Genomic DNA, 23,787 nt, shown 5'->3' with positions numbered 1-23,787 from the left:
CCCCGGTCGGTCAGGGGAAGGAGACGACGGTCGAGGGGATGGTCTCCGTGCCCGACGTGGGCGCCCCGATGTCGTTGATGACGTGGTCGAAGTGGCCGTTGCCGCCGAGCGAGACGGCGAGCAGGCTGTGGAACTTCACCCCGGGCTTGACCGGGGCCTTGAAGCCGTGTGCCTGGCGGATGGTGGGGTCGACGTTGTAGTAGCAGTAGCTGCCGAGGCCCCAGCCCTCGTGGGTGTTCACCGAGTCGTCGACGCGGTAGGCGGCGTAGCCCTTGGTGGCGCCGTTCTGGATGGCGGCCTGATTGGGGGCGTCGTAGGCCTTCTCGTTCTGGAAGAAGATCGTGCGGCCCCGCTCGCCGTACCACTCCACGTCGTACTTGTTGAAGTGCTCGACGAACAGGCCGGTGGCGAGCACGTCGTCGCCGTTGACTCGGACGCCGTAGTCGGCCCGGTTGGTCTCCCAGCCGACGCCCTCGCCGTGGTCGGCGCGCCAGACCCAGGTGTGGTCGATGATCGTGTCGTCGCTGTTGACGACCATGCTGGTGGTCGCCTTGCCCGCGCCGGCGCCGCCGATACGGATGTACACGTCCTGCACGGTGGTGGGGTTGGCGGCGTGGTCGGCGGAGGCGTTCTGCGGGCCGACCTCGAGGAGCGTCGGGGAGTTGACGGGTCCCGCGTCGATGAGGAAGCCGGCGAGCCGGACGCCGTCGACGTCGGCGACCCGCATCGCGGTCACGCCGTTGTCCGGGATGATCGTGGCGAGGCCGAGGCCCAGGACGATGGTGTCGGCGCGGTTGATCTCGATCGTGCGGTCGACGTGGTAGACGCCCGGGGTGAAGAGCAGGTGCAGGCCCTGCGCGACGGCCGCGTTGATCGTGGCGGCACTGGCGCCCGGCTTGACGACGTAGAACTGGCTCAGCGGGATCGACATGCCCTGCGGGGTGCCGTTCGCCCAGGTGGTGCCGCGCGCGTTGGTCCGCTTGGCGGGCGCGAAGACCTTGAACTCCCCGCCCTCCCAGAAGAGGAAGGGCTTCTCGCGGGAGATCGGGGTCGTGTCGAGGGTGGTGTAGCGGGGCTCGGGGAAGCTGGTGGCAGGGGCGCCCTCGACGCCGGAGAAGACCTGGTTCCAGACGGAGTTGGACCAGCCGCCGATCGCGCTGTCGCGCGTGTACCACTGCTGCTGGGAGTAGTTGCCGATCTGGCCGTCGACCTTGCTGTCGGCGATGTAGCCGCCGCTGGCCCAACCGTAGCCGTCGGGGGCCAGGTTGAGGCCGCCCCTGACGTGCATGCGGCGGAAGGAGGCCGCCTGGGAGACCGCCCACCGGTTGGTGCCGTTGACCGGGTTGAGGGCCAGGTTCTCGGCCGAACGCCAGAAGTTCTGGGTGGCGTTGCCGTTGAACCAGCCCGCGTCGACGGTCACGTCGCCGTTGATCGAGGTGTCGTCGGGGCGCAGGCCGAGCCCCGCGATCTGGGTGTAGAAGCCGATCTGGGCGTTGAGCCCGCTGTAGGTGCCGGGCTTGAAGAGGAAGGCGTGCCGTCCTGGGCCGAACTGCGCCGACTCCTGCTGCCGGAAGACCTCGTCCAGCTTGGCCTGGATGCCGGGCGTGGCCGGGTCGAAGACGTGCACGTTCGGCCCGAGGTCGCCGCCGCCCGGGATGACCGGGCCTCCGTCGGTGCCGTACACCTGGAACTCCCAGAGCGAGTAGCCGTATCCGGTCGCGCGGGTGACGCCCTGCAGGCGGACGTAGCGCGCGGTGCCGGAGACGGGGACGTTCTCCGTGCCGCCCGCGCCCGTGGTCGTGGAGTGGGCGGTGGTCCAGTCGGTGCCGTTCGTGGACAGCTCGATGCGGTACGCCGAGGCGTAGGCCGCCTCCCAGCGCAGCTCGACCCGGGAGAGGGCGGTGGGGGCGCCGAGGTCGACCTGGAGCCACTGGTTGTCGGAGAAGGCGCTGGACCAGCGGGTGCCGAGGTCGCCGTCGACGGCCGCCGCGGCGGCGGTGCCGGCCTGCTCCACGCTGGAGGCGGTGACGGGCTTGCCCTGCGAGACAGGCAGGGGCGCCGCCTGCGCGCCGGTGGTCGGGGTCAGCGCGAGCAGGGCGCCGGCGAGGGCGGTGGCCACGGCGGCGGCGATACCTCGGCGGGCCGGCGCGGATCCGCGGCCGCGGCCGTGACGGCGGCCGGGACCGCTTCCGCGACTGCGAGACGTGAGGGGTGGGTGTTGCCCAAGGGGAGACATGCGGGGCTCCTAGAGGGAACGGACAGCGGGAGAGCGCTCTCCGACACCCTGCACGGCCCGGAATCTGACGGTCAATAAGTCTGACCGCACTTTTCTTTCGACTTGCCTTAAGCCTGAGTCCGACCTGAGCCCCGCGGTACACCGGGCACCGGAATGCGGAGAGAAAGGGCGCGTTAGGGTGCAGTGGTGGGCAGAAGGGGACCGACGCTGGAAGACGTCGCGCGCGAGGCGGGGGTGTCGCGCGCGACCGTGTCACGGGTGGTGAACAGCGTCCGCAACGTGGACCCGGGCATCCAGGAGGCCGTCCGGCGCGCGATCGACCGGACCGGATACGCGCCCAACCTGGCGGCCAGGTCGCTGGTGACCCGACGCACCGAGACGGTCGCACTGATCCTGTCCGGGGCGGGCGAGACCTTCACGGCCCGTGTCTTCTCCGACCCGTTCTTCGGGCGGGTGGTCGAGGGGGCGCTCGGCTTCCTGCGCGCCCGCGGCGTCCATCCGGTGCTGCTGCTCGCGGAGTCCGGGGCGGCCAGGGAGCAGGTCGTCGCGTATCTGCGCCAGGGCAGCGCCGACGGCGCCCTGGTGGTGTCGGTCCAGGCCGACGACCCGCTGGCCGCGATGCTGGCCGACACGGCGATCCCGGCCGTGCACTTCGCGCGCCCCTCCGGGGAGCCGCCGGTGAGCCACGTGGATCTCGACAACGCCGAGGGCGGCCGCCTGGCGGGCGGGCACCTGCTCGCACGAGGACGCCGCCGGATCGCGACGATCTGCGGCCCGCAGGACCTGCCCGCGGCGCGCGAGCGGCTGCGCGGTTTCCGCGAGACCCTGGGGCAGGCCGGGATCTCCGAAGTCCCGGTGGTCGAGGGGTGCTTCACGGTGGAGAGCGGGGCCGCCGCGGCGGCCCGTCTGCTGAGCGAACACCCGCACCTGGACGGGGTGTTCGCCGCGAACGACCTCATGGCCCGGGGCGCCTGCCAGTACCTGAGCGAGCGGGGCCGGTCGGTGCCGGGTGACGTCTCCGTCGTCGGCTTCGACGATTCGAGCGCGGCGGTGGCCTGCCGGCCGGCCCTGACGACCGTACGGCAGCCGGTGGAGCGGATGGCCGCGGCCATGGCGGAGCTGCTGACCGAGCACCTCCAGGGCACGCGTACGGAACCCGCCACGCTGGTGTTCGCCCCCGAGTTGCTCGTACGCGACTCGTCCTGAGGACCGGCTTCCGTGGGTGGGCCCCCGCCCCCCGGCGGGGGTCCACCCACGGATCGGTCAGGCGGTCAGCCCACGGTGGTCGCGGATGATGTCCGCGTACCGCAGGCCGCTCCCCTTCACGGTCCGCCGCTGCGTGGCGTAGTCGACGTGGACGAGGCCGAAGCGCTTGTCGTAGCCGTAGGCCCACTCGAAGTTGTCGAGCAGGGACCACGCGTAGTAACCCGCGAGCGGTGCGCCCTTGCGCAGGGCGCGGGCGCAGGCGGCGACGTGCTCCTCCAGGTACGCGGTCCGCTCGGGGTCGTCGACCGTGCCGTCGGGGCCGACGCGGTCGGGGAAGGCGGAGCCGTTCTCGGTGACGTACAGCCGGCGGGCGCCGTAGTCGTCGGTGAGCCGCATCAGGAGCGCTTCGAGCCCGCCGCCGTCGATCTGCCAGTCCATGCCGGTGCGGGGCACGTCCGGCAGACGGACCTCACGGGCGTACGGGACGGGTCCCTCGGGGTCGTCGGCGACGGTGACCGGGAAGTAGTAGTTGACGCCGTGCCAGTCGAGCGGCGTCGCGATCGTGTCGAGGTCGCCCGGCCGTTCGGGCAGCTCGACGCCGTAGAGCTCGCGCAGGTCGGCGGGGAAGCCGCGGCCGTACACGGGGTCGAGCCACCAGCGGTTGGTGTGGCCGTCCATGCGGGCGGCGGCGGCGATGTCCTCGGGCCGGGTGGACGCGGGCGCCACGGTCGAGTGGTTGGTGACGATGCCGACCTGGGCGGCGGGGGCGGCGGCGCGGAGGGCCTGGGCGGCGAGGCCGTGGCCGAGGAGCAGGTGGTACGAGGCCCGGACGGCGGCGGTGAGGTCGGTCAGACCGGGGGCCATGCGGCCCTCCAGGTGGCCGATCCAGGCCGAGCAGAGCGGCTCGTTGAGGGTGGCCCATTGGCTGACCCGGTCGCCGAGGCGGGCGCCCACGATCTCGGCGTACCGGGCGAAGTGCTCGGCGGTCTCGCGCTCGGCCCAGCCGCCCCGGTCCTGGAGGGCCTGGGGCAGGTCCCAGTGGTAGAGGGTGACGGAGGGCGTGATCCCGGCGTCGAGCAGGCCGTCGACGAGCCGGTCGTAGAAGTCGAGGCCCGGCGCGTTGAGGGCGCCGTCGCCGGCCGGCAGGACGCGGGGCCAGGCGATGGACAGCCGGTACGCGTCGACGCCGAGGCCGCGCATCAGGGCGATGTCCTCGGGCCAGCGGTGGTAGTGGTCGCAGGCGACGTCGCCGTGGTCGCCGTTGTCGATGGTGTCCGGGGTGTGGGAGAAGGTGTCCCAGATGGACGGGCCCCGGCCGTCCTCGGCCACGGCGCCCTCGATCTGGTAGGCGGAGGTCGCGGTGCCCCAGGAGAAGCCGGCGGGGAAGGCGCCCAGGTCGAGCGCCGAGGGCGTGCGGGCGTCGGTGGAGTCGGACACGGAGGACCTCTCTGACGTCGGTCGGGACTGCGGTGGGGACATCGGTGGAGACATGGGTGGAGACATGGGTGGAGACATGGGGTCACGGAAGAGCGTCACTTCACCGCACCTGCCGTGAGGCCGGCGACGAGGTAGCGCTGGAGGAGCAGGAAGCCGGCGACGACGGGGACGCTCACGACGAGCGAGGCCGCCATGACCTGGTTCCAGTACACGTCGTTCTGGGTGGCGTACCCCTGGAGGCCGACGGCGAGGGTGCGGGTGGTGTCGTTCGTCATCACCGAGGCGAACAGGACCTCGCCCCACGCGGTCATGAACGCGTAGACGGCGACGGCGACGATGCCCGGGATCGCCGCGGGGACGATCACCCGGAACAGGGCGCCGAGCGGGCCGCAGCCGTCGACCTTGGCGGCTTCGTCCAGGTCACGGGGGATCGAGTCGAAGTAGCCGATCAGCATCCAGATGGAGAACGGCAGCGAGAAGGTGAGGTACGTCAGGATCAGCCCGCCGCGCGAGCCGAAGAGCGCGATCCCGGTGGCGTTGCCGATGTTGACGTAGATGAGGAACAGCGGCAGCAGGAAGAGGATGCCGGGGAACATCTGTGTGGAGAGCACGGTCACGGTGAAGACCCGCTTGCCCCGGAAGCCGTACCGGCTGACCGCGTACGCCGCGAAGACGGCGACCACCACGGAGCAGACGGTCGCCGCGCCGGCCACGACGAGCGAGTTCACGAAGTAGTCGGCCAGCGGGACGGTCTGCCAGATGTCGACGTACGGCCGGAGGGTGAGCCCGCTCGGGATCCACTGGAACTTCTCCGAGACGTCCTCCAGCGGCTTGAGGGAGCTGGAGACCATCACGTACACCGGAAGCAGGACGAAGCCGGTGAGGAGGGTCAGGAAGATCCGCCGGGTCCAGAGGAAGGAGCGGGGTGCGGCCATCGGGGAGCGTGACGGCCTCCGCGTGAGGGGTTCAGACATCGCCGGTCTTCCTTCCTCGGCTGGTGAGCAGCAGGTAGACGCCCGTGACGAGGAGCAGGAAGAGCAGCAGCAGGACGGACATCGCCGAGCCGGTGCCGAAGTTCCAGGTCTGGAACGAGGACTGGTAGATGTGCAGGGAGATGAGGTCGGCCGATTCGGGCGCCGCCTTGCCGAAGAGCACGAACGGTGTGTTGAAGTCGTTGAAGGTCCACAGGAAAAGGACGAGGACGAGGACCTGGTTGACCGGTCGCAGCGAGGCCAGGGTGATGTGCCGGATCTGCTTCCACGCCCCGGCGCCGTCCAGGGCCGCGGCTTCGTACAGCTCGCGCGGGATGTTCTGCAGACCGGCCATCACGATGAGGAAGGCGAACGGCCAGCCCTTCCAGACGGAGACGACGAGCAGCGCCCAGAAGCTGTTGTCGCCGATGAGCCAGAAGGCGGGGCTGTCGCCGATGCCGAGCTGGTCGTGCAGGACGTGGTTGATGAGGCCGTTGTCGCGCTGGAACATGAAGGCCCAGGTGATGACGGCGGCGTAGACGGGCAGTGCGTACGGCACGAGGAAGAGCGCGCGCAGCAGGCCGCGGCCGCGGAAGGACTCCTGCAGGAAGACGGCTGCGGCGGTGCCGAGCAGCCAGCACAGGCCCACGGACGCGACGGTGAACACGCAGGTCGTCACGAAGGACTTCAGCAGGGCCTGCCCCACGGGGGCGTCGAAGTCGATCGAGAGCGCGTAGTTGTCGAGGCCGGCCCAGGGCGCGTCGCCCCAGTTCCGGATGGTGAACTGGGTGAGCTCCTTGAAGCTCATGGCGATGCCGATGACCATCGGCACGAGGTGGACGAGGAGTTCGAGGAGGAGTGCGGGCAGGAGCAGCAGGTACGGCAGCGAGATGCGGCGCAGCCGTCCGGAGCGGCGGCGCGGGGTGCGCGCCTCTCCGGACGGCGCCTTCCGCACCGTCCGCGGCCCTGCCTGGTGCGTGACGGTCGATGTCATGAGAGGTCCGGCCTGGTTTCTTCCGTGCCTACTTCTTGGGCATCTGCTGCTGGGCCTTGTCGAGGGCCGCCTTCACCGACTGGGTGGTGACGGGGCGGCCGGCCGCCGCGTCGGCGAACAGCTCCTTGACCGCGGTGCCCACGACGGTCTCGAACTGGGACTCCTCGGGGACCTGGGGCAGGGCGGACGCGCTGGTGGCGAGCGTGTCGCGGATGACCTTGAGCGAGGGGGTGCCGAAGGCGGGGTCCGCCTGCGCGCTCTTGACCGGCGGGACGGAACCGTAGGCCTGGTTGAGGATCTTCTGCTCCTCGTCGCCGGTCATGAACTTCACGAACTTCGTGGCGCCGTCGAGGTTCTTGGTGTTCTTGAAGACGGCCAGGTTGATGCCGGCGACCATGGAGTTGACGGAGGTGCCCTGGCCGGGCGCGCCGGAGAGGACGGGCGCGGGGGCGACGCCCCACTCGTCCTCGCTCATGCCCTGGGACGCGAAGGTCTGCGAGGGGGTCTGCCACAGGACCATGGCGGTCTTGTCCTTGGCGAAGTCGCTGAGCGACTGGTTCTGGGCGTACTCCGCGTTGCCGGGCGCGACGATCTTCTGGACGGCCATGAGGTCGACGTACTGCTTGACGGCGGCGACGGCCCCGTCGGAGGTGAAGTCGGCCTTGCCGTCGGCGGTGAAGAAGTCGGCGCCGTGCTGCTTGCCGAGGACGAAGACCTGGTGGATGTTGTTGGAGAGGTTGGAGCCCTCGACGCCGATGGCCCACTTGCCGTCCTTGCTCAGGCGCTTGCCCGTGGCCTCCAGTTCGTCCCAGGTGGCCGGCGGCTTCTCGATGCCGGCGTCCTTGAACATCTTCTTGTTGTAGTAGAGCGCGTAGGCCATGGAGTACAGCGGGACGGCGGCCGGATCCTTGCCGGGGGCTCCGGTGGAGCCGAGCGCGGAGTCGACGAAGCGGTCCTTGCCGCCGATCTTCGCGAAGGCCGCGTCGTCCCAGGGCAGCAGGGCGCCGGTGGACTGGAGCGAGGCGCTCCAGGTGTTGCCTATGTTGAGGACGTCGGGGCCCTGGCCGGAGGTGGTGGCGGTGAGGATCCGGTTGAGCAGGTCCGACCAGGGCACCACCTCCAGCTTCACCTTGATGCCCGTCTCCCGCTCGAACTGGTCGAGTTCGGGCTGCAGGACCTTCTTGTCGACCTCGATGCTGGAGCCCTGGTTGGAGGCCCAGTACGTGAGCGTCTTCGGCTGGGAGTTGGAGCCGGAACCGTCGGAGGTGCCGCCTCCGCAGGCGGCGGCGGTGAGGACGAGGGAGAGAGTGACGGCACCGGTGACCGCGGCTCTGATTCTGCGCATGGCTCCTCAAGGCCCTTTCGGGGAGTGACGGAGTCCGGGGAGGAGGTGGGGCGGGCGAGACGTCCCGTGCTCGCCCCGTACACCCTCCCGGCTTATTTTAGGACGTGAGTTAAATACCGAGAGAAGGTCGCGTCAAGGGCCCCGACAGGGGTATCTTGCGATCAGGACTTCAGGAACTGGGGGCAGAGTGCGAGCGAAGAGCAGCCGTACGGTGCGTGACCTGCGGCGGGAGAACCGCACCGCCGTCTTGCGGCGACTGTATTTCGACGGGCCGCAGAGCCGTCTGGCGCTCGGTCCCGCGACGGGCCTGAGCTCGGGCTCGGTCAGCAACGTGGTCGGCGAGCTCCTGGCCGAGGGCCTCGTGGAGGAGGCCGGCAGCGTCGACTCGGCGGGCGGCCGCCCCCGCACCCTGCTGCGGGTCAGCCCCGGCAGCGGCTGCATGATCGGCGTCGACGTCGGCGAGACCCGGATCAGGGTGGAGCTCTTCGACCTCGCCCTCACCGAACTCGCGCGCATGGAGCTTCCGTTGGCGACGGACGGCCAGGGCGACGGGGCCGGCGGCGGCCCGGGCGAAGCCACGGGCGGAGGCACGGGCAGAGGCCCTGACGGCGGCACGGGCGGCGACCCTGGCCCGCACGGTCGGTACGAGGTCGGCATCGTGGTCGGTCACGTACGCGACGGCATCGCCGAAGTGCTGCGCGCGGCGGACGTGCCCGCGGAGCGGCTGCTCGGCGTCGGCATCGGCGTCCCCGGCATCGTCGCCCACACGCCCGAGGACGGCGCGGTGGTGCACGGCCAGACCACGGGCTGGGACGCCGTCCCGCTGGAGCGGCTGCTCCGGGAGACGGGTGCGGTGCCCGAGAGCGTGCCGTACCTCATCGACAACGGCTCCAAGACGCTCGGCCAGGCCGAGATGTGGTTCGGCGCGGGGCGCGGGGTCTCCGAGGCCGTGGTCGTGCTCTTCGGTTCGGGTGTCGGCGCGTGCGTGATCGGCGAGGGCACGGAGTCGGGCCGGGCGATCGAGTGGGGCCATCTGACGGTACGGGTCCGGGGGCGCCGCTGCCGCTGCGGTTCCCAGGGCTGCCTGGAGGCGTACGCGGGAGCCGAGGCGCTCCTGGAGCGCTGGCGGGAGGCGGGCGGCAGGCCGCCGACCGGGGCGGACGAGGAGACGGCGCTGACCTCGATGCTCACGGCCGCCTACCCGCCGGAGGGCTCGGACGCGGAGCCCGACGCGACGGCGCTCGCCGTCCTGGAGGAGACCGCCGAGTACCTGGGCGCCGGCTTCGCCGACCTGATCAACCTCTTCCAGCCGGAGCGCATCCTCGTCGGCGGCTGGGCGGGCCTTCAGCTCGGCTCGCGCTTCCTGGAGACGGTCAAACCCCACGCGGCCGCCTTCGCCCTGCGCTACCCGGCCGAGCGGACCCGTATCGAACTGGGCACCCTGGGCCCGGACGCCGTCACCGTGGGCGCGGCGATCCTCCCCCTGGAAGCCTTCTTCGCCCGCGGCGGCCGCCGCACCGACTCCCCACCGGAAGCCCCCGTCCCGACCTGGCAACCGGCGCTCCAACACCGCGTGACGTCCTGACCGACGGACCGATCGATCGCCCCCGTCAGCCGGCTTTCCTCAGCGCCCGGGAGAGGCGCTCGCCGAGGGTGCGGTCCAGGCCCGACGGGGAGTCGATGCCGAGGGCGGCCGCCAGGTCGCGGACGTGCAGGTCGGCGAGGGCCTCGGTGAGTTCGGCGAACGCGTCGGCCGCGGCCCGGCCGCGGCGGAGGCCCGCGGCGACGGCGCAGATCCCGACCAGGGCGGCCGGCCACCACCACGCGCCGAGGGCCAGGTAGCCGGCGCCCCAGGCGCACAGGCGCGCCGCCGCCCCGAACCGTACGCGGGCTGCCTGCAGTTCGGCGCGGGTGCCGTCGGCGGCCAGGAGCCACAGGTGGGGCCAGGCCGCGGCCAGGTCCAGTCGGTACATGCGCCAGAGCCGCTGCCCGGGCGCGGCAAGTCGGTCGCCCATGGAGAACGGGTGGCGTGGCGCGACGGCCGCGATGCGGTCGCGTTCGGCGAGGTGGCGCTCCGCGAGGTCGGCGAGCCGGTCGGCGTCGTCCGCCCCGGCGACACGGGCGCGGCCGGCCGTGACCAGCGCGGCGTGGAACACGGCGTCGGCGGAGCGCCAGCGGCGCGACCGGCGGTCGGCGAGGCGCCGCAGCAGGGGCCCGCGGGGCTCGGCGCACCAGAGGAGTTCCACTCCGGCGCCGAGGGTCTGGGCGGCCGCGCCGACCGCGGCCGCGCCGAGGAGCAGCGCAAGCGCCACGAGCGCGATGGTGCCGACGCTCCGGGACGCGGGGGAAGCGGCCGCCGTGTCCAGCCAGGTCCGCAACGTCCCCACGTCGGCCCCGTGTTCGTGGCCGAGCACCGTCGCCGTGGTGACGGCGGCGATGAAGAGCAGTCCGGGGAGCGCGAGGAGCGTCAGCCACCGGTCGGCGATCCGACCCCCCAGCGCGCTGAGGAAGGCGCTGGTCACCGGAGGGGTACTTCGCTCAGCGGCCGGCCCAGGATGCCGCAGGCGGGCAGGTCCGGGGCTTCGGCGTCCGGCGCCTCCACGCGCCCGCACCGGCCCGTGGGGCAGGCAAGGACGTACAGCCCGGGATGGCCAGGACCGGCCACCGGCAGACTCTGGAAGCCGGGGGTGGAAGGGAGGGGCGTCGTACGGTACGAGCCGAGTCCGGCGCTGTGTCCCGCAGCGAGGAGCAGCTCCTCCAACTCGTCGAGGCGATCGTCGAGTTGTTCGGGAGAGCGGCCGTCGCGCAGGGCGGAGACGATGGTCTCGACGAGCCGGGCGCCCTGTTCGCCCAGAGCGCCGAACTCCGGTGCGGAGGAGGGGTCCGAGAGCCGGCGGCAGAGCTCCCCGAGCCGCCCGTCGCCAGTCCCCGCCCCGTCGGCCGTGTCCGCCACGCTTCCGCTCCCCCAGAACGCCGGTTGTCACGTGGGGCTGATTGTACGGCCGGACCTCAACGATCCGAGGGCTCCTTGGCTATCGTGAACACGGGCCGTAACGTGGAGGACACGCAGGGGGCGTGCGGTCCGGGGCGTCAACCGGGGGTGGTCGTGGTCAGCGCGACGGATGCGACGGCAGCCGAAGGACCCGGTGCGCGGCCGGGCGCCGATCAACTCCTGGGGCACCATCTGAGGACGGGCGACCGTCGGGCGCTCGACGAGGCCGTCCGGGCGTACCGTCAGGAACTCGCGGTCGCGAAGGGTGCCGCCTCCGCACAACACCTCGCCGGGAATCTCCTGATCGCCCTCTTCCGCCGGTGGCAACTGGCGGGTGAGCAGGGCGATTTGGAAGCGCTGATCACTCTCGGCCGAGAACGGGTGTCCGTCGCTCGCGTGAATCGCCAGGACATCGTGCTGCTCGCCCTGGGGTACCGCCACCGCTTCGGCCTCCACGGGCAGGCGAGCGATCTCGACCAGGCGGTCGAGCTGTTCGAACGGGCTGCCGATCTCCCGCAGGACGCCGAGACCGGCGCGCAGACACTGGCCTCACTGGGCGAGGCGCTCCAGGAGCGGCACAAGTACCGCGGGCAGGGCGGCGACCCGGCAGACCCCGGGACGGATCTGGCACGGGCCACCAGCGCCTTACGGGACGCGCTGGAGATCCTTCCCCCCGATTCGCCCGACCGGCCCGGCTACCGCAACAACCTCGCCACGGCGCTGCACAGCGCCTATCTCCAGAGCGGCGACACCGCCGCTCTGCGCGACGCCCTGGACCTGTGGCGGACCGTGGTGCGGGAGAGCCCACCGGGCAGCGAGGCGCGTCGGCTCACGCTCGGGAACCTCTCCCAGGGGCTTCGCCAGTGGAACGAACACCACCCCGACGAGGCCGACTCGGCGGAGATGCTGGACGTCCACCGCACCGCTCTGGCCGAGACCCCCACCGGCCACCCCGACCGTCCCGAGCGGCTCGCCGGTCTCGGCATCGCGTTGCGTCTGACCGCGGAGAGCAACGGCGACACCGAACTGCTGCGTCAGTCGGCGCAGTTGCTGCGCGAGGCCCTGCCCCTGTACGCGGCCGACTCCCCCGAGCGGGCCATGCGGATGAACAGCCTCGGCAACACCCTCCACAGACTCGCGCGGGCGACCGGGGACGACGGCGTCCTCGACGAGGCGATCGCCGCGCTGCGGTCCGCCCTCGCCCAGCAGCGGCCGGGCACCGGCCCGCACGCCGACACCTTGGCGAACCTCGCCGTCACCCTCTGGGAGCGCGCCGAGCAGACGGACGACCTGGGCTCTCTGCGGGAAGCCACCCGGCTCGCCCGGGACGCCGTCGAGGCGGCCGCGGCGAACCCCTCCGCGCAGGTCGTACGCCTCGCCAACCTCGGTGTGGTCCTGCAGAGTTGGCACGGTTCGACCGGCGACGCGGCCGCCGCCGACGAGGCGATCCGCGCGGCGCGCCGGGCCATGGCGCTGGCCCCGCGGTCGGGACCGGTCCGGGCGGACCGGCTGAACCATCTGGCCAACGCGCTGCGCGCGCGGTTCGGGGAGAGCTTCGACGTGGCGGACCTCGACGAGGCGATCGCCCTGCTCGAAGAGGCCGCGGAGCACGCCCCGTACGGCGATCCGGCGCTTGCTCTCGTACTCTCCAACCTCGGATCGGCCCGTCTGACGCGGCATCATCACAGCGCCGACGACGGGCTCCTGGAGCAGGCGGTCAGCGATCTGGGCCGGGCCGTCTGGTCGGTGCCGGAGGGCGGCTCGGCGCACGGCACCTATCTGAGGACCTACGGCGACGCGTTACGTGCCCTGCACGACCAGGACGGCGACCCGGGGATGCTGCTGGCCGCCGAGGACGCCTACCGGCAGGCCGCAGGCACCAAGGCCATCCCCGCCTACCAGCGGGTTCTCGCGGCCTGGGACTGGGGAGCCGCGGCGGCGGCCGGCCTCCGCTGGGAGGAGGCCCTGCGCGGCCATGAAGTGGCCCTGGAACTGCTGCCGTTCGCCGCTTCGGGTCGGCTGGCCCGGAGCGACCAGGAACGCGGCCTTTCCCGGGTGCGGGGTCTGGCCGCCGAGGCCGCCGCGTGCGCGGTCAACGCGGGACGTCCGGAACGCGCGGTGGCACTCCTGGAGCAGGGCCGGGGTGTCCTGCTGAGCCGGGCCATGGCCACCCGGGACGGCCTCGGTCGGCTGCGCGCCGCCCACCCGGATCTCGCCGAGGCGTTCGTCTCGATCCGTGACCGGCTCGAAGCGCTGGAGGCGGCGGACGTGGCGGAAGCCGCCCTCGGCCGGCTGCCCGTCACCCCCGCGGAGCAGCGGCACACGCTGGCGAGCCGGCTGGAGGAGCTGGTGGCGCAGATCCGCCGAGCACCGGGCTTCTCCGACTTCCTCGCCGCCCCTGACGAGAGCACCCTGCTCGCGTGCGCGGCGAACGGCCCGGTGGTGCTCGCCTATTGCAGCGGCTACCGCAGCGACGCCTTGGTCCTGCGCCCGGAAGGCGTTCTCCTCGTGACGCTGCCGCGTGCCACCCCGGACGCGGTCGCCGAACAGGCGGACCGGCTCCGGCTCGCGCTCGCCGACGCGATGGACCCCTCCCGCGACAAGGACGCCCAGCGGGCCGTCGCGAAGGTCCTGGCATGGACCTGGGACCACGTCACCGGCCCGGTGCTCGACCGCCTCGGCCTGACCGACGCTCCCGAGGGCGAGCTGCCCCGGCTGTGGTGGTCGCCGGGCGGGACGCTGGCCGCCCTGCCCCTGCACGCGGCGGGGCACCACGGCGAGCGCCTCGATCACGCGCAGCGGGCGGACGGTGCGGCCGGGCCGCCCCGGACGGTCATGGACCGTGTGGTCTCCTCGTACACGCCGACCGTCCGAGCGCTCCAGTACGCCCGGGACCGGGCCGCCGCCCCGAGGCCGCCCGGCCGGCTGCTCGCCGTGGCCCTCCCCGACACCCCGGGAGCCCGGCCGCTCGGCGGGGCACGACGCGAGGTGAAGGCGCTGAGGGCGCTGCTGCCGACCGATGTGCTGGACGGGGAGGAGGCCACCTTCGACCGGGTCATGGCCGCCCTGCCGGATCACCCGTGCGTCCACTTCGCCTGCCACGGCGTCAGCGAACCCGCCGACCCCTCGGCGGGCCGGCTGCTCGTGCACGACCATCGGACCCGGCCGTTGACGGTCCGCCAGATCGCCCGGCTCGACCTGCCGGCCGCGCGGCTCGCGGTGCTCTCGGCCTGCGAGACGGCACGCGCCGACGGGGACCTGGCCGACGAGTCCATCCACATCACGTCCGCGTTCCAGCTCGCGGGATACCCCCACGCCGTCGGCACGCTCTGGGCGGTGCACGACGCCGTGGCCGTCCGTGTCACCCGCCTCCTCTACCAGGGGCTGCGTTCCGACGACGGCGACGGCGGGCCGGTACTGGACGACAGCCGCACGGCGACCGCGCTGCACCAGGCGGTACGGGAGTGCCGCACCGCGTTCGCCACAAGCCCGAGCCTGTGGGCCGCCCACGTACACGCGGGTGCCTAGGCACTCGTACGGACAAGGAGGAGAGAGTCGCGATGAGCCGATGGTGGCGGCGCAAGGCCGCAGAGGGGGACTCAGGGGACGGCGCGGGCGGAAACCGGAACCAGGGCCAAGCGCGAGAACAGGAACGGGAACAGGGCGTGGGTCAGGTCCCGCGGGCGGGCGCCTGGCACATCACCCTCACGGAGGTGACGGAAGGCAGCCCGGAGCAGGAGATCGCCCGGATCGAGATCTCTCCCGAGGAATTGCACACCATGCGCGCCCGGTCGGCCGTCGAACGCCTTGGCCCCGAGCACCCGGAGGCGCTCGAAGCGGTACGGGAGCTGGCCCGGGTCCTCGCGGCGACCCCCGGACGCGGCGAGGAGGCGGTGTCGTACTACCAGCAGGTGGCCCGGGGCCAGTGGACCGTCCTCGGCGACCGCCACGAGGAGTATCTCCGCACCTCGGCCGAACTCGCGGACCTGCTCCACCGGACCGGACAGCTGCGACTGGCCGAATCGGCCTGGCGCGACACCTTCCGCGGCCGGTCGGAGACCCTGGGCCGCGATCACCCCGACACCCTGCGCAGCGCGGCCGGTCTCGCCTCCGCCCTGGAGGACCTCAGGCGCGCTCCCGAGGCCGAACCGCTGCAGCGGGACGTGCTGGAGCGACGCACCAGGCTGCTCGGCCCCGACCACCCGGACGTGCTGTCCGCCGCCAACTCCCACGCCGCGTCGCTGCTCAAGTGCGGCCGCCACAAGGAGTCCGAGCGGGCGTTGCGCAGCCTCGTGCCACGCCTTGAGCAGCGCTACGGCCCCGACCACGAGCGCACCGCGGCGGCGCGGGCCAATCTCGGTGCCGTACTCGTCCGGCTGAACCGCCACGCCGAGGCGGAGGCGCAGCTCCGCGCCGTCATCCGCTCCTTCGAGGCGACCGTGGGACCGCACGACGAGGGCACCTTCACCGCGCGCAACAACCTGGCGGCCGTGCTCCACGCCATGGAGCGTTACGAGGACGCCGTCCCCGTCCTGCGCGACGTTCTGGCCGGCCGGATCGCCCTGAACGGCGAGGACCACCCGGTCACGGTGTCGACCCGGGACAACCTCGCCAACGTCCTGATCGACGTGGGACGCCACGCCGAGGCGGCCGCCCTGCTCGAACGCTGCGTCCGCGACTACGTTCGCATCTACGGCCCGGGCCACCCCCGCCAACGGGCCGCCGAGGAGAAGCTGGCGTGGCTGCGGGAGGGCGGGGTCTGACCACCGCGCGGTGAGTTGCCTGGTCGTTTCCAGGGTCTCCCGAATGCGCTGGGCAAGGGTGAGCCGGTCGGGGTCGTTGACCCAGCGTTCGGACGCGAGCTTGAACACGGCGATCCCGAACTCCGCGGCGAGTGCCGCGGCGGTGGTCTCCCGAACGTGTTCGCGCAGCGCGTGGGCGAGCTTGGAGGCGAGTGCGGCGAGTTTGGCCAGTTCGCGTTCCTGGAGTTCGGGGTTGGCGGCGATGACGGTCTGGCGTTGCCGCACCAGGTCCCACGGTGACGAACGCCCGGCTGAACCTCGCCGTGGACGACCCGTCCGACGACGTGCCCACCGAGGGCGAGCGCTCGCCGTATCTCGACACCTATCTGGCGGCCTACACGAAGAAGCTCACCCCGAAGACCCCGTCGTTCAAGGTCCCTTCGCCCCGCGCGTGACAGGAAGCGCCGCACCGCGCTGCTATCCCCGCCACCGCACCCCGTGCAGCCGCCGCAGTCGGTGGATCTCCCACCAGGCCAATACCGTCACCGACACCGGGCGGGCGAGGAACGCGCAGACCGCGAGCGGCACCGGGCCCGGCGGCAGGCCGCCCGACGACAGGCTGCGGAAGGCGAGCACCCAGACCAGGACGGTGGTCACCAGCGCGGGCAGCGCCGCATGCAGGGCGGACAGGTTGAAGGCGTGGCGGAAGGCAGGACCGGCGGCGAAGCAGAGGAAGAAGACCACCCACCAGAACGGCGCCCAGCACACGAACACCACGGACACCCAGAGCAGCAGCCCGAACAGGCCGTCGGCGCTGCTGGGCAGCAGTCCCATCCCCTTGCTCGCCGCCGTCAACAGCAGCGGCACCAGCATCCAGGCCCCGACGAGCAACACCCAGGGGGACGCCTCCTCCCGCCGCCCCCGCAACACCTCCCCAGCGGCGGCCATTCGTCCTCATGCAGCCGTCGCCACAACGGCGTGTACGAGGGCGGCGGGTTGCCCTCGAGGGGTGGGACGGACGGGGCGGGTCGATGCTCATGGGCGTCCCTTCCACCTTCCCGGAAAGGACGCGTCCACCCCGGACACGGTTCCCGATCGTAAATCCCCTGGCCGACCGGGTTCGCCCGCCCGAGCGAACCCGGTCGGCTCCGCGCCCCATCCTCACCGAATGTGCGGCCACAGGACTCAGATCTGGGCGGGGCCGCCGTCGACGTACAGGCTCGAAAGCGAGCGGCGAGCCCTGTACGACGCCCGGGTGCAAGGGCAGTGGTTCAGGCAGGGACCTCATGCAGGGTGGCCTCGCCGGTGACCCGGATACCGATCCGGCCGCCCTGTCGCACCTGGAGCGGGCCGGGGGCGCGGATGTCGATTGGCTCGTCCAGGCCGTCGACGGAGACCGTGACCATGGAGTCGTGCCCGAAGAAGCGGACGTCGGTGACCGTTCCCTGAGCGGTCGCCTGATCCGAACCGGTGAGGTGGAACTGCTCGGGGCGGAGGAGTACGAGACCGTCGCGCAGGCCCTCGGGGGCGGCGCCGAGGGGGATGCGGCCCAGTGGAGTGGTGACGGTGTTCTCGTCGGCCGTGCCGTTGATGAACACGGCGTCGCCGACGAAGGAGGCCACCCAGGGGTCGGCGGGGCGCCGGTAGATCTCCTCGGGTGCGGCGCACTGGGCGACGCGGCCGTCGCGCACGACGGCGACGACGTCGGCCGTGGAGAGGGCCTCCTGCTGGTCGTGGGTGACCAGGACGGCGGTGGCTCCGCTGGCCCGGAGCACGGCGCGGACCTCGGCTCGTACCGCTCCGCGCAGTCCGCTGTCGAGGGCGCTGAACGGTTCGTCGAGGAGGACGAGATGGGGTTCGGGGGCGAGGGCGCGGGCCAGGGCGACGCGCTGTTGCTGGCCACCGGAGAGTTCGTGGGGCATCCGGGCGCCGTAGCCGCCGAGCCCGACGAGGTCCAGCATCTCGTCGACGCGCTTGGCACGGGCTCCGCGCTCCACACCCGTCAGGCCGAAGGCAACGTTGCGGGCCACGCTCAAGTGCGGGAAGAGGGCGCCTTCCTGGGGAACGATGCCGATGCGGCGGCGCTCCGGCGCGAGGTGGACGCCCGGGCCCGCGAGGGTGCGGCCGGCGACGGTGACGGTGCCCGCGTCGGCGCGCAGGAAGCCGGCGATCACGCGTAGCAGGGTGGTCTTGCCGCAGCCTGAGGGGCCGAGGACGGCGGCCAGGTGCCCGCCCTGGACGGTGAGGTCGAGACCGTCGAGCACCGTGGCGCCGGGGCCGTACGACGTGACCACGCCGCTGACCTGAAGGTCGTTCATGGGCGGTGCCTTCCGAGGAGGTAGGAGGGGACGGCGGCCAGGAGGACCAGGACAGCGGCGTACGGAGCGGCGGCGGCGAAGGATCCACTGCCGGTCTCGGTCCAGAGCCGGGTGGCCAGGGTGTCCATGCCGGTGGGCCGCAGCAACAGGGTGGCGGGGAGTTCCTTCATGCAGACGACGAAGGTGAGGGCCGCGCCGGCGGCGACACCCGGTGCGGCGAGCGGCACGGTGACCTCGCGCAGGACGCCGAAGGCGGTGCGGCCGAGGGAGCGGGCCACGTCGTCCAGCACGGGTGGTGCCTGGAGTACGGCGGCGCGGACGGCGGCCACCGCGACCGGGAGGAAGAGCACCGCGTACGCGCAGATCAACAGTGGTGTCTCCTGGTACACCGGCCGGGCGTAGCGGACCGCGAAGAAGACCAGGGCGAGCGCGACGGTGATGCCGGGGACGGCGTGTCCCGCGTATGCGGCCTGTTCCAGGAGGTGGGCGAGCCGGCCCCGATGGCGGGCCGCGACGACACCGACCGGCAGGGCGAGCAGGGTGGTGAGCGCGGCGCCGGCGGCGGCGACACCGAGCGTGGTGAGCGCCGTACTGGTGAGGGTGGCCGGAGCCCAGGTGGCGGAGGAACCGACGGCCAGCCAGTACCCGAGGGTGGCGAGCGGGAAGCCGACAGAGGCCGCGACGACAGCTCCGCACCAGGCCAGGGCGGGCAGCCGCAGTCGGCCGAGCGCGGCGGGGACGGCCCGCCGGGCGGTTCCCGCTCCGGTACGGGCGTAGCCGGCCCGGCCGCGGGTGCGGGTCTCCGCGGCGACGAGCGCGACGGTCATGAGAACGAGCACGGCGCTGAGCGCTGCCGCCGGGGTGCGGTCGAAGCTGGCGCGGTAGGACGTGTAGATGCCCCGGGTGAAGGTGTCGTACCGCATGAGGGACACCGCGCCGAAGTCGGAGAGAACGTACAGCGCGACGAGCAGTCCGCCTCCCGCCGCGGCCGGCCGGAGCTGGGGCAGGGTGACGCTCAGGAAGGTGCGCACCGGTCCATGCCCAAGGGAGCGCGCGACCTCCTCGTGCCCGGGGTCGGTTCCGCGGAGTGCGGCAGCGACCGGCAGGTAGACGTACGGGAAGCTCGCGAGGGTCAGGGCGAGGGCGGAGCCCGTGAATCCGGCGAGCGAGGGGGCTGCGGAGAGCCAGGCGAAGGCGGTGACGTAGCTGGGCACGGCCAGCGGCAGCGTGACGAGGACCGACCAGGCGCGGGCGCCCGGCAGGGCGGTGCGCGTGGTGAGCCAGGCCAAGGAGATACCCAGGAGCAGGCAGGCGACAACGACGGTGGCGCTCAGGCCGAGGCTGCGCAGGAGCAGTTGGCCTGTCCGGTCGGCGGCGATGACATCCCACGCGAAGGCGGGGCCGCGTTCGAGTGCGCGAACGGCAAGGTAGCCGAGGGGCAGGACGGCGAGGGCGGCCGCCACGCAGGCGGGCACGATCAGGACCCACGAGGGTCTCGCGGACTTGTCGAGGCGGCCTTCGGCCTGATGCCGTTCGTCGGCGCGCTTCCGCCCGGCGGGCGCGGGGTCGCTCGCCGGGCGGTTGTCGGGGCGCGTCCGGACGGGGAAGTCCGGTGAGGTCACGTCAGACCAGCCCGGCTTCCTGGAGCATGGCCAGGGTTTCCTTCAGGGAGTCGAGCTTGCCGAGGTCGATCTTCGGTGGCTGGAGGGTCTCCAGCGGCGGCACGCCCGCGGCGGTCTTCACTCCGGCGGCCAGCGGGTACTCCTTGGTCTCCTCGGCGAAGTACGTCTGGGACTCGGCGGAGAGGAGGAAGTCGACGGCCTTCTGCGCGTATGCGGCCTGCTTCTGGTCGGCGCCCTTGAGGATGCCCACGCCGGACACGTTGACGAGGCCGCCCGGGTCGCCCTCGGGCAGGTAGTGGATCTTGGCCTTCATCTTGTCGGCGCCCTTCTCGGCCACCTGCTCGTACCAGTAGTAGTGGTTGAGCAGGCCGAGGGAGACCTCGCCCTTGTCGACGGCTTCGAGGACCTTGAGGTTGCCCTCGTACACCTTGGGCTCGTTGGCCTTGAGGCCCTTGAGCCAGGTACGGGTGGCCTCGTCGCCCTCCAGGACGCGCATGCCGGTGACGAATGCCTGGAAGGAGGCGTTGGTCGGCACGAAACCGATCTTGCCCTTCCATTCGGGCTTCACGAGCTCGTGGACGCTGTTCGGCGGCGTCGGGACCTGGGCGGGGTCGTACCCGAGGACGCGCACGCGCCCGCTGACGCCGGTCCAGTCGCCGGCCGAACCACGGTAGGCGGTGTCGACCTTGTCGAGGGTGGCCTTCGGGAGCGGCGCGAGGCGCTGCTCCTTGGAGAGCGCGCCGAGGGCGCCGGCGTCCTGGGAGAGGAAGAGACCGGCCTCGGTCTTGTCGCCCTCCTCCAGGAGCTGGGCGGAGAGCTCGGCGCTGTCGCCGTAGCGGACCTCGACGTTGGTACCGAGGTGCTTCTCGAGCTTCTCGATGAGCGGCTTCACGAGATTCTCGTTGCGGCCGGAGTAGATGACCAGTCCGGCCGGTTCGTCGCTTCCACAGCTCGCGAGCGCGGGGACGAGGAGGGCTGCCGCGGTGAGCGCGGTGAGCGTGCGAGCCAAGGGGCGGCGCATGGTGAGGTGATGCCTTCCTGCCGTGCCGGTCGCGGCCGTCGCAGGGGGACGGGTCGCACGACGAGCGACGAAGAGCTACTGGGAGAACCTGTGAATACGGCATTGATAAGGTAAAGCTAACCTAATGGTCAAGGCAGGCTTTGATAACGGACCGGTCGCGAATGGGCATCCGCTACCAACACCCCCCTTCTCGCTTAGGAAAGCCTTACCTACGATGCGCCCGTGACGCTCCTCCCCGCCCCGCCCGCCGGTGGCCATACCCTCCCCCTCGCCGACGGCCTCGCGCTGCACGGTGACCACACCGCCCTGGTCACCGCCGAGGGCGCGATCTCCTACGGCGAGCTGGCCCGGCGGGTTGCCGACACCGCCCGGAAGCTCGGCCCGGGACGCCGCCTCGTACTGCTGCCTGGCGCCAACACGGTCGGCGCGCTCGTCGTCCACCTGGCCGCGCTCGCCTCGGGCCACCCGATGCTGCTGGTACCCGGCGACCATCCGAAGTCCGTGGCAGCGCTGACCGCCGCGTACGATCCCGACATCGTCGTCCACCCGGGCGCCGGCGAGTGGCGGATCGAGGAGCGCCGGACGGGCTCCGCCCACCACTTCCACCCCGACCTCGCCCTCCTCCTCAGCACCTCGGGCTCGACCGGATCCCCCAAGCTCGTCCGGCTCTCCTACGACAACCTTCAGGCGAACGCCGAGTCGATCGCCACGTACCTCGGCATCCGTGACACCGACCGGGCGGTCACCACCCTGCCGATGCACTACTGCTACGGCCTGTCCGTCATCCACAGCCACCTGCTGCGCGGCGCCGGCCTCGTCCTCACCGAACTCTCGGTCGCCGATGCCTGCTTCTGGGACCTCTTCCGCACCGCCCGCGGCACCGCACTGGCCGGAGTGCCGTACACGTTCGACCTCCTCGACAGGGTCGGCTTCGCCGAGATGGATCTGCCGCACCTGCGGTACGTCACCCAGGCAGGCGGCCGTCTCGCTCCCGAGCGGGTCTCCCATTACGCCGAGTTGGGGCAGCGAAGCGGCTGGGATCTCTTCGTCATGTACGGCCAGACCGAGGCGACCGCACGCATGGCCTACCTGCCGCCGGAGCTCGCGACCGCGCATCCGACAGCGATCGGCATTCCGGTTCCCGGCGGTTCGTTCTCCCTCGAAGCCGTCGACGAGATCTCCGGGCCCGAGGACGACATCGGCGAACTCGTCTACTCCGGCCCGAACGTCATGCTGGGCTACGCCCATACCCCGGCCGACCTGGCCCTCGGCCGCACCGTCGACACCCTGCGCACCGGCGACCTGGCCCGGCGCAACGGCGAGGGTCTGTACGAGATCGTCGGCCGCCGCAGCCGGTTCCTGAAGATCCTCGGCCTGCGGATCGACCCCGACCAGGTCGCGGCGATGCTCGACGAGCGGCACGGCCTCAGCGCACTGTGCGCGGGGGACGACCGGGGGCTCACCCTGGCGGTCGTGCGCGAGGCGGGGTGGGACGAGCGGCGGATCCGAAGACGCGTCGCGGAGGAGTTCGGCCTGCCGGCTCGCGCGATACACGTCCACCTCCTGCCGGCGCTCCCCCGCCTGCCCTCGGGCAAGCCCGACTACCAGGCGGTCCGCACCCTGGGGCGACCGGGCGAGACCGAAGTCCCGCCCGGTGGCGCGGGAGCCGACGACCTGTGCGCTCTCTACGCCCGCATCCTGGACCGTACGGATGTGACACCCGACAGCACGTTCGTGGGACTCGGCGGGGACTCCCTGTCCTACGTCGAGATGTCACTGCACCTCGAAGAGCGCCTCGGTCATCTGCCCACGAGCTGGCACACGACACCGATCAGCCGCCTGCAGGCCCCCGAACGGAAGGACCGGGGCCGAACAAGGTCCCTGGAGACCAGCGTCGCCCTGCGCGCCGTGGCGATCGTGTGCATCGTCGGCTCGCACGTCAGCCTCTTCGAGATCCGGGGCGGCGCCCATCTCCTGCTCGCGGTGGCCGGTTTCAACTTCGCCCGATTCCTGCTCACCTCCGCCGAGCGACGCGATCGCGTCCGCCGCACGGGACGGAGCATCGCCCGCATCGCGGTGCCGTGCGTGGTCTGGACCGCCTTCGCGATCCTGATCGGCAGCTACTACGACCTGAGCAACCTTCTCCTGGTGCACAACGCCCTCTGGCCGCAGGACACGGGGCCGCGCATCCACCTGTGGTTCGTGGAAGCACTCGTGTACATGCTGCTCGCGGTCCTCGCGCTGCTTGCCCTGCCCGCCGTCGACCGGGCGGAACGACGCTTCCCGTACGGCCTTCCCCTCACCCTCGTCGCACTGGGCCTGCTCACCCGCTACGAGCTGGTCGGCCTCCCCGAGCGCGCCCGGATCACCGACGCGGTCACCGTCTTCTGGCTGTTCGCCCTCGGCTGGGCCGCCGCGAAGGCCCGCACGAAGCCCCAGAGACTGCTCATCACCCTCGCCGCGCTCGCCAGCGTCCCCGGCTTCTTCCCCGGCGAACCCCGGCGGGAGGCATTCGTCCTCATCGGCTTCGCCCTCCTGGTGTGGTTCCCCGCTCTCCCGAGCCACCGCCGCGTGAACCAGGTAGCGGGACTCCTCGCCGCCAGTTCGCTCTCCATCTACCTGACGCACTGGCAGATCTTCCCGATCCTGGACGGCATCTCCGAACCGCTGTCCGTGATCTCCGCCCTCGTCTTCGGCATCGCCTACGCAAAGGGCGCCGACCATCTGACCCGGAGGCTGTCGACACTGCGCCGCCCATCCACACTGCGCACAGAATGGCTCGCCGCCCGCCGGAGACAGTCCTGACCTCCGGAACACCGGACTCAGCTGGTTCGCCCGGCGCCGGCGGTCCAGGTAGCTCGGTGGAAGATCGCCGGCCATGACTCGCCGGCCGGCCGTCAAAA

At 72.0% G+C, this 23,787-nt stretch carries 16 protein-coding genes and 1 pseudogene; 6 read left to right on the top strand and 11 right to left on the bottom strand.

Annotated elements, in window-relative coordinates; genetic code table 11:
* Positions 1-10: 10 nt before the first annotated feature.
* Complete coding sequence (locus AB0F56_RS01655; RefSeq protein ID WP_362002837.1) at positions 11-2,119, bottom strand: discoidin domain-containing protein; 2,109 nt, start codon at positions 2,117-2,119, stop codon at positions 11-13.
* A 303-nt stretch (positions 2,120-2,422) separates the two neighbouring features.
* Here AB0F56_RS01655 and AB0F56_RS01650 point away from each other — a divergent pair, with 303 nt between their 5' ends.
* Complete coding sequence (locus AB0F56_RS01650; RefSeq protein WP_362002835.1) at positions 2,423-3,442, top strand: LacI family DNA-binding transcriptional regulator; 1,020 nt, start codon at positions 2,423-2,425, stop codon at positions 3,440-3,442.
* A 57-nt stretch (positions 3,443-3,499) separates the two neighbouring features.
* Here AB0F56_RS01650 and AB0F56_RS01645 read toward each other — a convergent pair whose 3' ends face one another.
* Genes AB0F56_RS01645 through AB0F56_RS01630 form a run of 4 tightly spaced genes read right to left on the bottom strand, consistent with a single transcriptional unit; the run spans position 3,500 to position 8,189 of the window.
* A complete protein-coding gene (locus AB0F56_RS01645) occupies positions 3,500-4,921 on the bottom strand; it encodes a GH1 family beta-glucosidase (RefSeq protein WP_362002834.1) in 1,422 nt (473 codons plus the stop codon).
* A gap of 53 nt (positions 4,922-4,974) precedes the next feature.
* Complete coding sequence (locus AB0F56_RS01640; RefSeq protein ID WP_362003206.1) at positions 4,975-5,814, bottom strand: carbohydrate ABC transporter permease; 840 nt, start codon at positions 5,812-5,814, stop codon at positions 4,975-4,977.
* A gap of 31 nt (positions 5,815-5,845) precedes the next feature.
* Positions 5,846-6,844, bottom strand: coding sequence for a sugar ABC transporter permease (locus tag AB0F56_RS01635; protein ID WP_362002833.1), 999 nt, complete (start codon positions 6,842-6,844; stop codon positions 5,846-5,848).
* A gap of 28 nt (positions 6,845-6,872) precedes the next feature.
* On the bottom strand, positions 6,873-8,189 hold the full coding sequence (locus AB0F56_RS01630) for an extracellular solute-binding protein (protein WP_362002832.1): 1,317 nt from the start codon (positions 8,187-8,189) through the stop codon (positions 6,873-6,875).
* Between the two features lie 187 nt (positions 8,190-8,376).
* Between AB0F56_RS01630 and AB0F56_RS01625 the strand changes: the two genes are divergently transcribed.
* Positions 8,377-9,774 carry an ROK family protein gene (locus AB0F56_RS01625; protein WP_362002830.1) on the top strand — a complete coding sequence of 466 codons (1,398 nt, stop codon included), beginning with the start codon at positions 8,377-8,379 and terminating at the stop codon, positions 9,772-9,774.
* Between the two features lie 25 nt (positions 9,775-9,799).
* Here AB0F56_RS01625 and AB0F56_RS01620 read toward each other — a convergent pair whose 3' ends face one another.
* Complete coding sequence (locus tag AB0F56_RS01620) at positions 9,800-10,711, bottom strand: hypothetical protein (RefSeq protein ID WP_362002829.1); 912 nt, start codon at positions 10,709-10,711, stop codon at positions 9,800-9,802.
* Positions 10,708-11,142 carry a hypothetical protein gene (locus tag AB0F56_RS01615; RefSeq protein ID WP_362002827.1) on the bottom strand — a complete coding sequence of 145 codons (435 nt, stop codon included), beginning with the start codon at positions 11,140-11,142 and terminating at the stop codon, positions 10,708-10,710. The genes AB0F56_RS01620 and AB0F56_RS01615 overlap by 4 nt, the downstream gene beginning before the upstream one ends.
* Before the next feature lie 153 nt (positions 11,143-11,295).
* On the opposite strand from AB0F56_RS01615, the gene AB0F56_RS01610 reads away from it, so the two are divergent.
* The 3 genes and pseudogenes from AB0F56_RS01610 to AB0F56_RS01600 form a co-directional block, all read left to right on the top strand.
* Positions 11,296-14,709 (top strand): CHAT domain-containing protein, encoded by a 3,414-nt coding sequence (locus tag AB0F56_RS01610; RefSeq protein ID WP_362002825.1) that lies wholly within the window; start codon positions 11,296-11,298, stop codon positions 14,707-14,709.
* Between the two features lie 137 nt (positions 14,710-14,846).
* A complete protein-coding gene (locus tag AB0F56_RS01605; protein ID WP_362002823.1) occupies positions 14,847-15,944 on the top strand; it encodes a tetratricopeptide repeat protein in 1,098 nt (365 codons plus the stop codon).
* A 275-nt stretch (positions 15,945-16,219) separates the two neighbouring features.
* Positions 16,220-16,378: pseudogene (locus AB0F56_RS01600) on the top strand (hypothetical protein); the annotation flags it as partial.
* Positions 16,379-16,400: 22 nt separating this feature from the next.
* Here the strand turns inward: AB0F56_RS01600 and AB0F56_RS01595 are convergent.
* The 4 genes from AB0F56_RS01595 to AB0F56_RS01580 all read right to left on the bottom strand — a co-directional run bounded on the left by AB0F56_RS01595 (position 16,401) and on the right by AB0F56_RS01580 (position 20,884).
* Complete coding sequence (locus AB0F56_RS01595; protein WP_362002822.1) at positions 16,401-16,871, bottom strand: hypothetical protein; 471 nt, start codon at positions 16,869-16,871, stop codon at positions 16,401-16,403.
* Between the two features lie 323 nt (positions 16,872-17,194).
* Positions 17,195-18,241 (bottom strand): ABC transporter ATP-binding protein, encoded by a 1,047-nt coding sequence (locus AB0F56_RS01590; protein ID WP_362002820.1) that lies wholly within the window; start codon positions 18,239-18,241, stop codon positions 17,195-17,197.
* On the bottom strand, positions 18,238-19,863 hold the full coding sequence (locus AB0F56_RS01585; protein WP_362002819.1) for an iron ABC transporter permease: 1,626 nt from the start codon (positions 19,861-19,863) through the stop codon (positions 18,238-18,240). The genes AB0F56_RS01590 and AB0F56_RS01585 overlap by 4 nt, the downstream gene beginning before the upstream one ends.
* 1 nt (position 19,864) lies before the next feature.
* Positions 19,865-20,884, bottom strand: a complete 1,020-nt coding sequence (locus tag AB0F56_RS01580) for an iron ABC transporter substrate-binding protein (RefSeq protein WP_362002817.1) — start codon at positions 20,882-20,884, stop codon at positions 19,865-19,867.
* A 222-nt stretch (positions 20,885-21,106) separates the two neighbouring features.
* Between AB0F56_RS01580 and AB0F56_RS01575 the strand changes: the two genes are divergently transcribed.
* Entirely contained in the window at positions 21,107-23,689 is a 2,583-nt protein-coding gene (locus AB0F56_RS01575) for an AMP-binding protein (protein ID WP_362002815.1), read from the top strand.
* Positions 23,690-23,787 lie beyond the last annotated feature (98 nt).

The organism is Streptomyces sp. NPDC026092 (assembly GCF_040638605.1).
Taxonomy (GTDB): domain Bacteria; phylum Actinomycetota; class Actinomycetes; order Streptomycetales; family Streptomycetaceae; genus Streptomyces.
The sequence above is the reverse complement of the archived record's forward strand: the minus strand, read 5'-3'. Positions and strand labels throughout refer to the sequence as shown.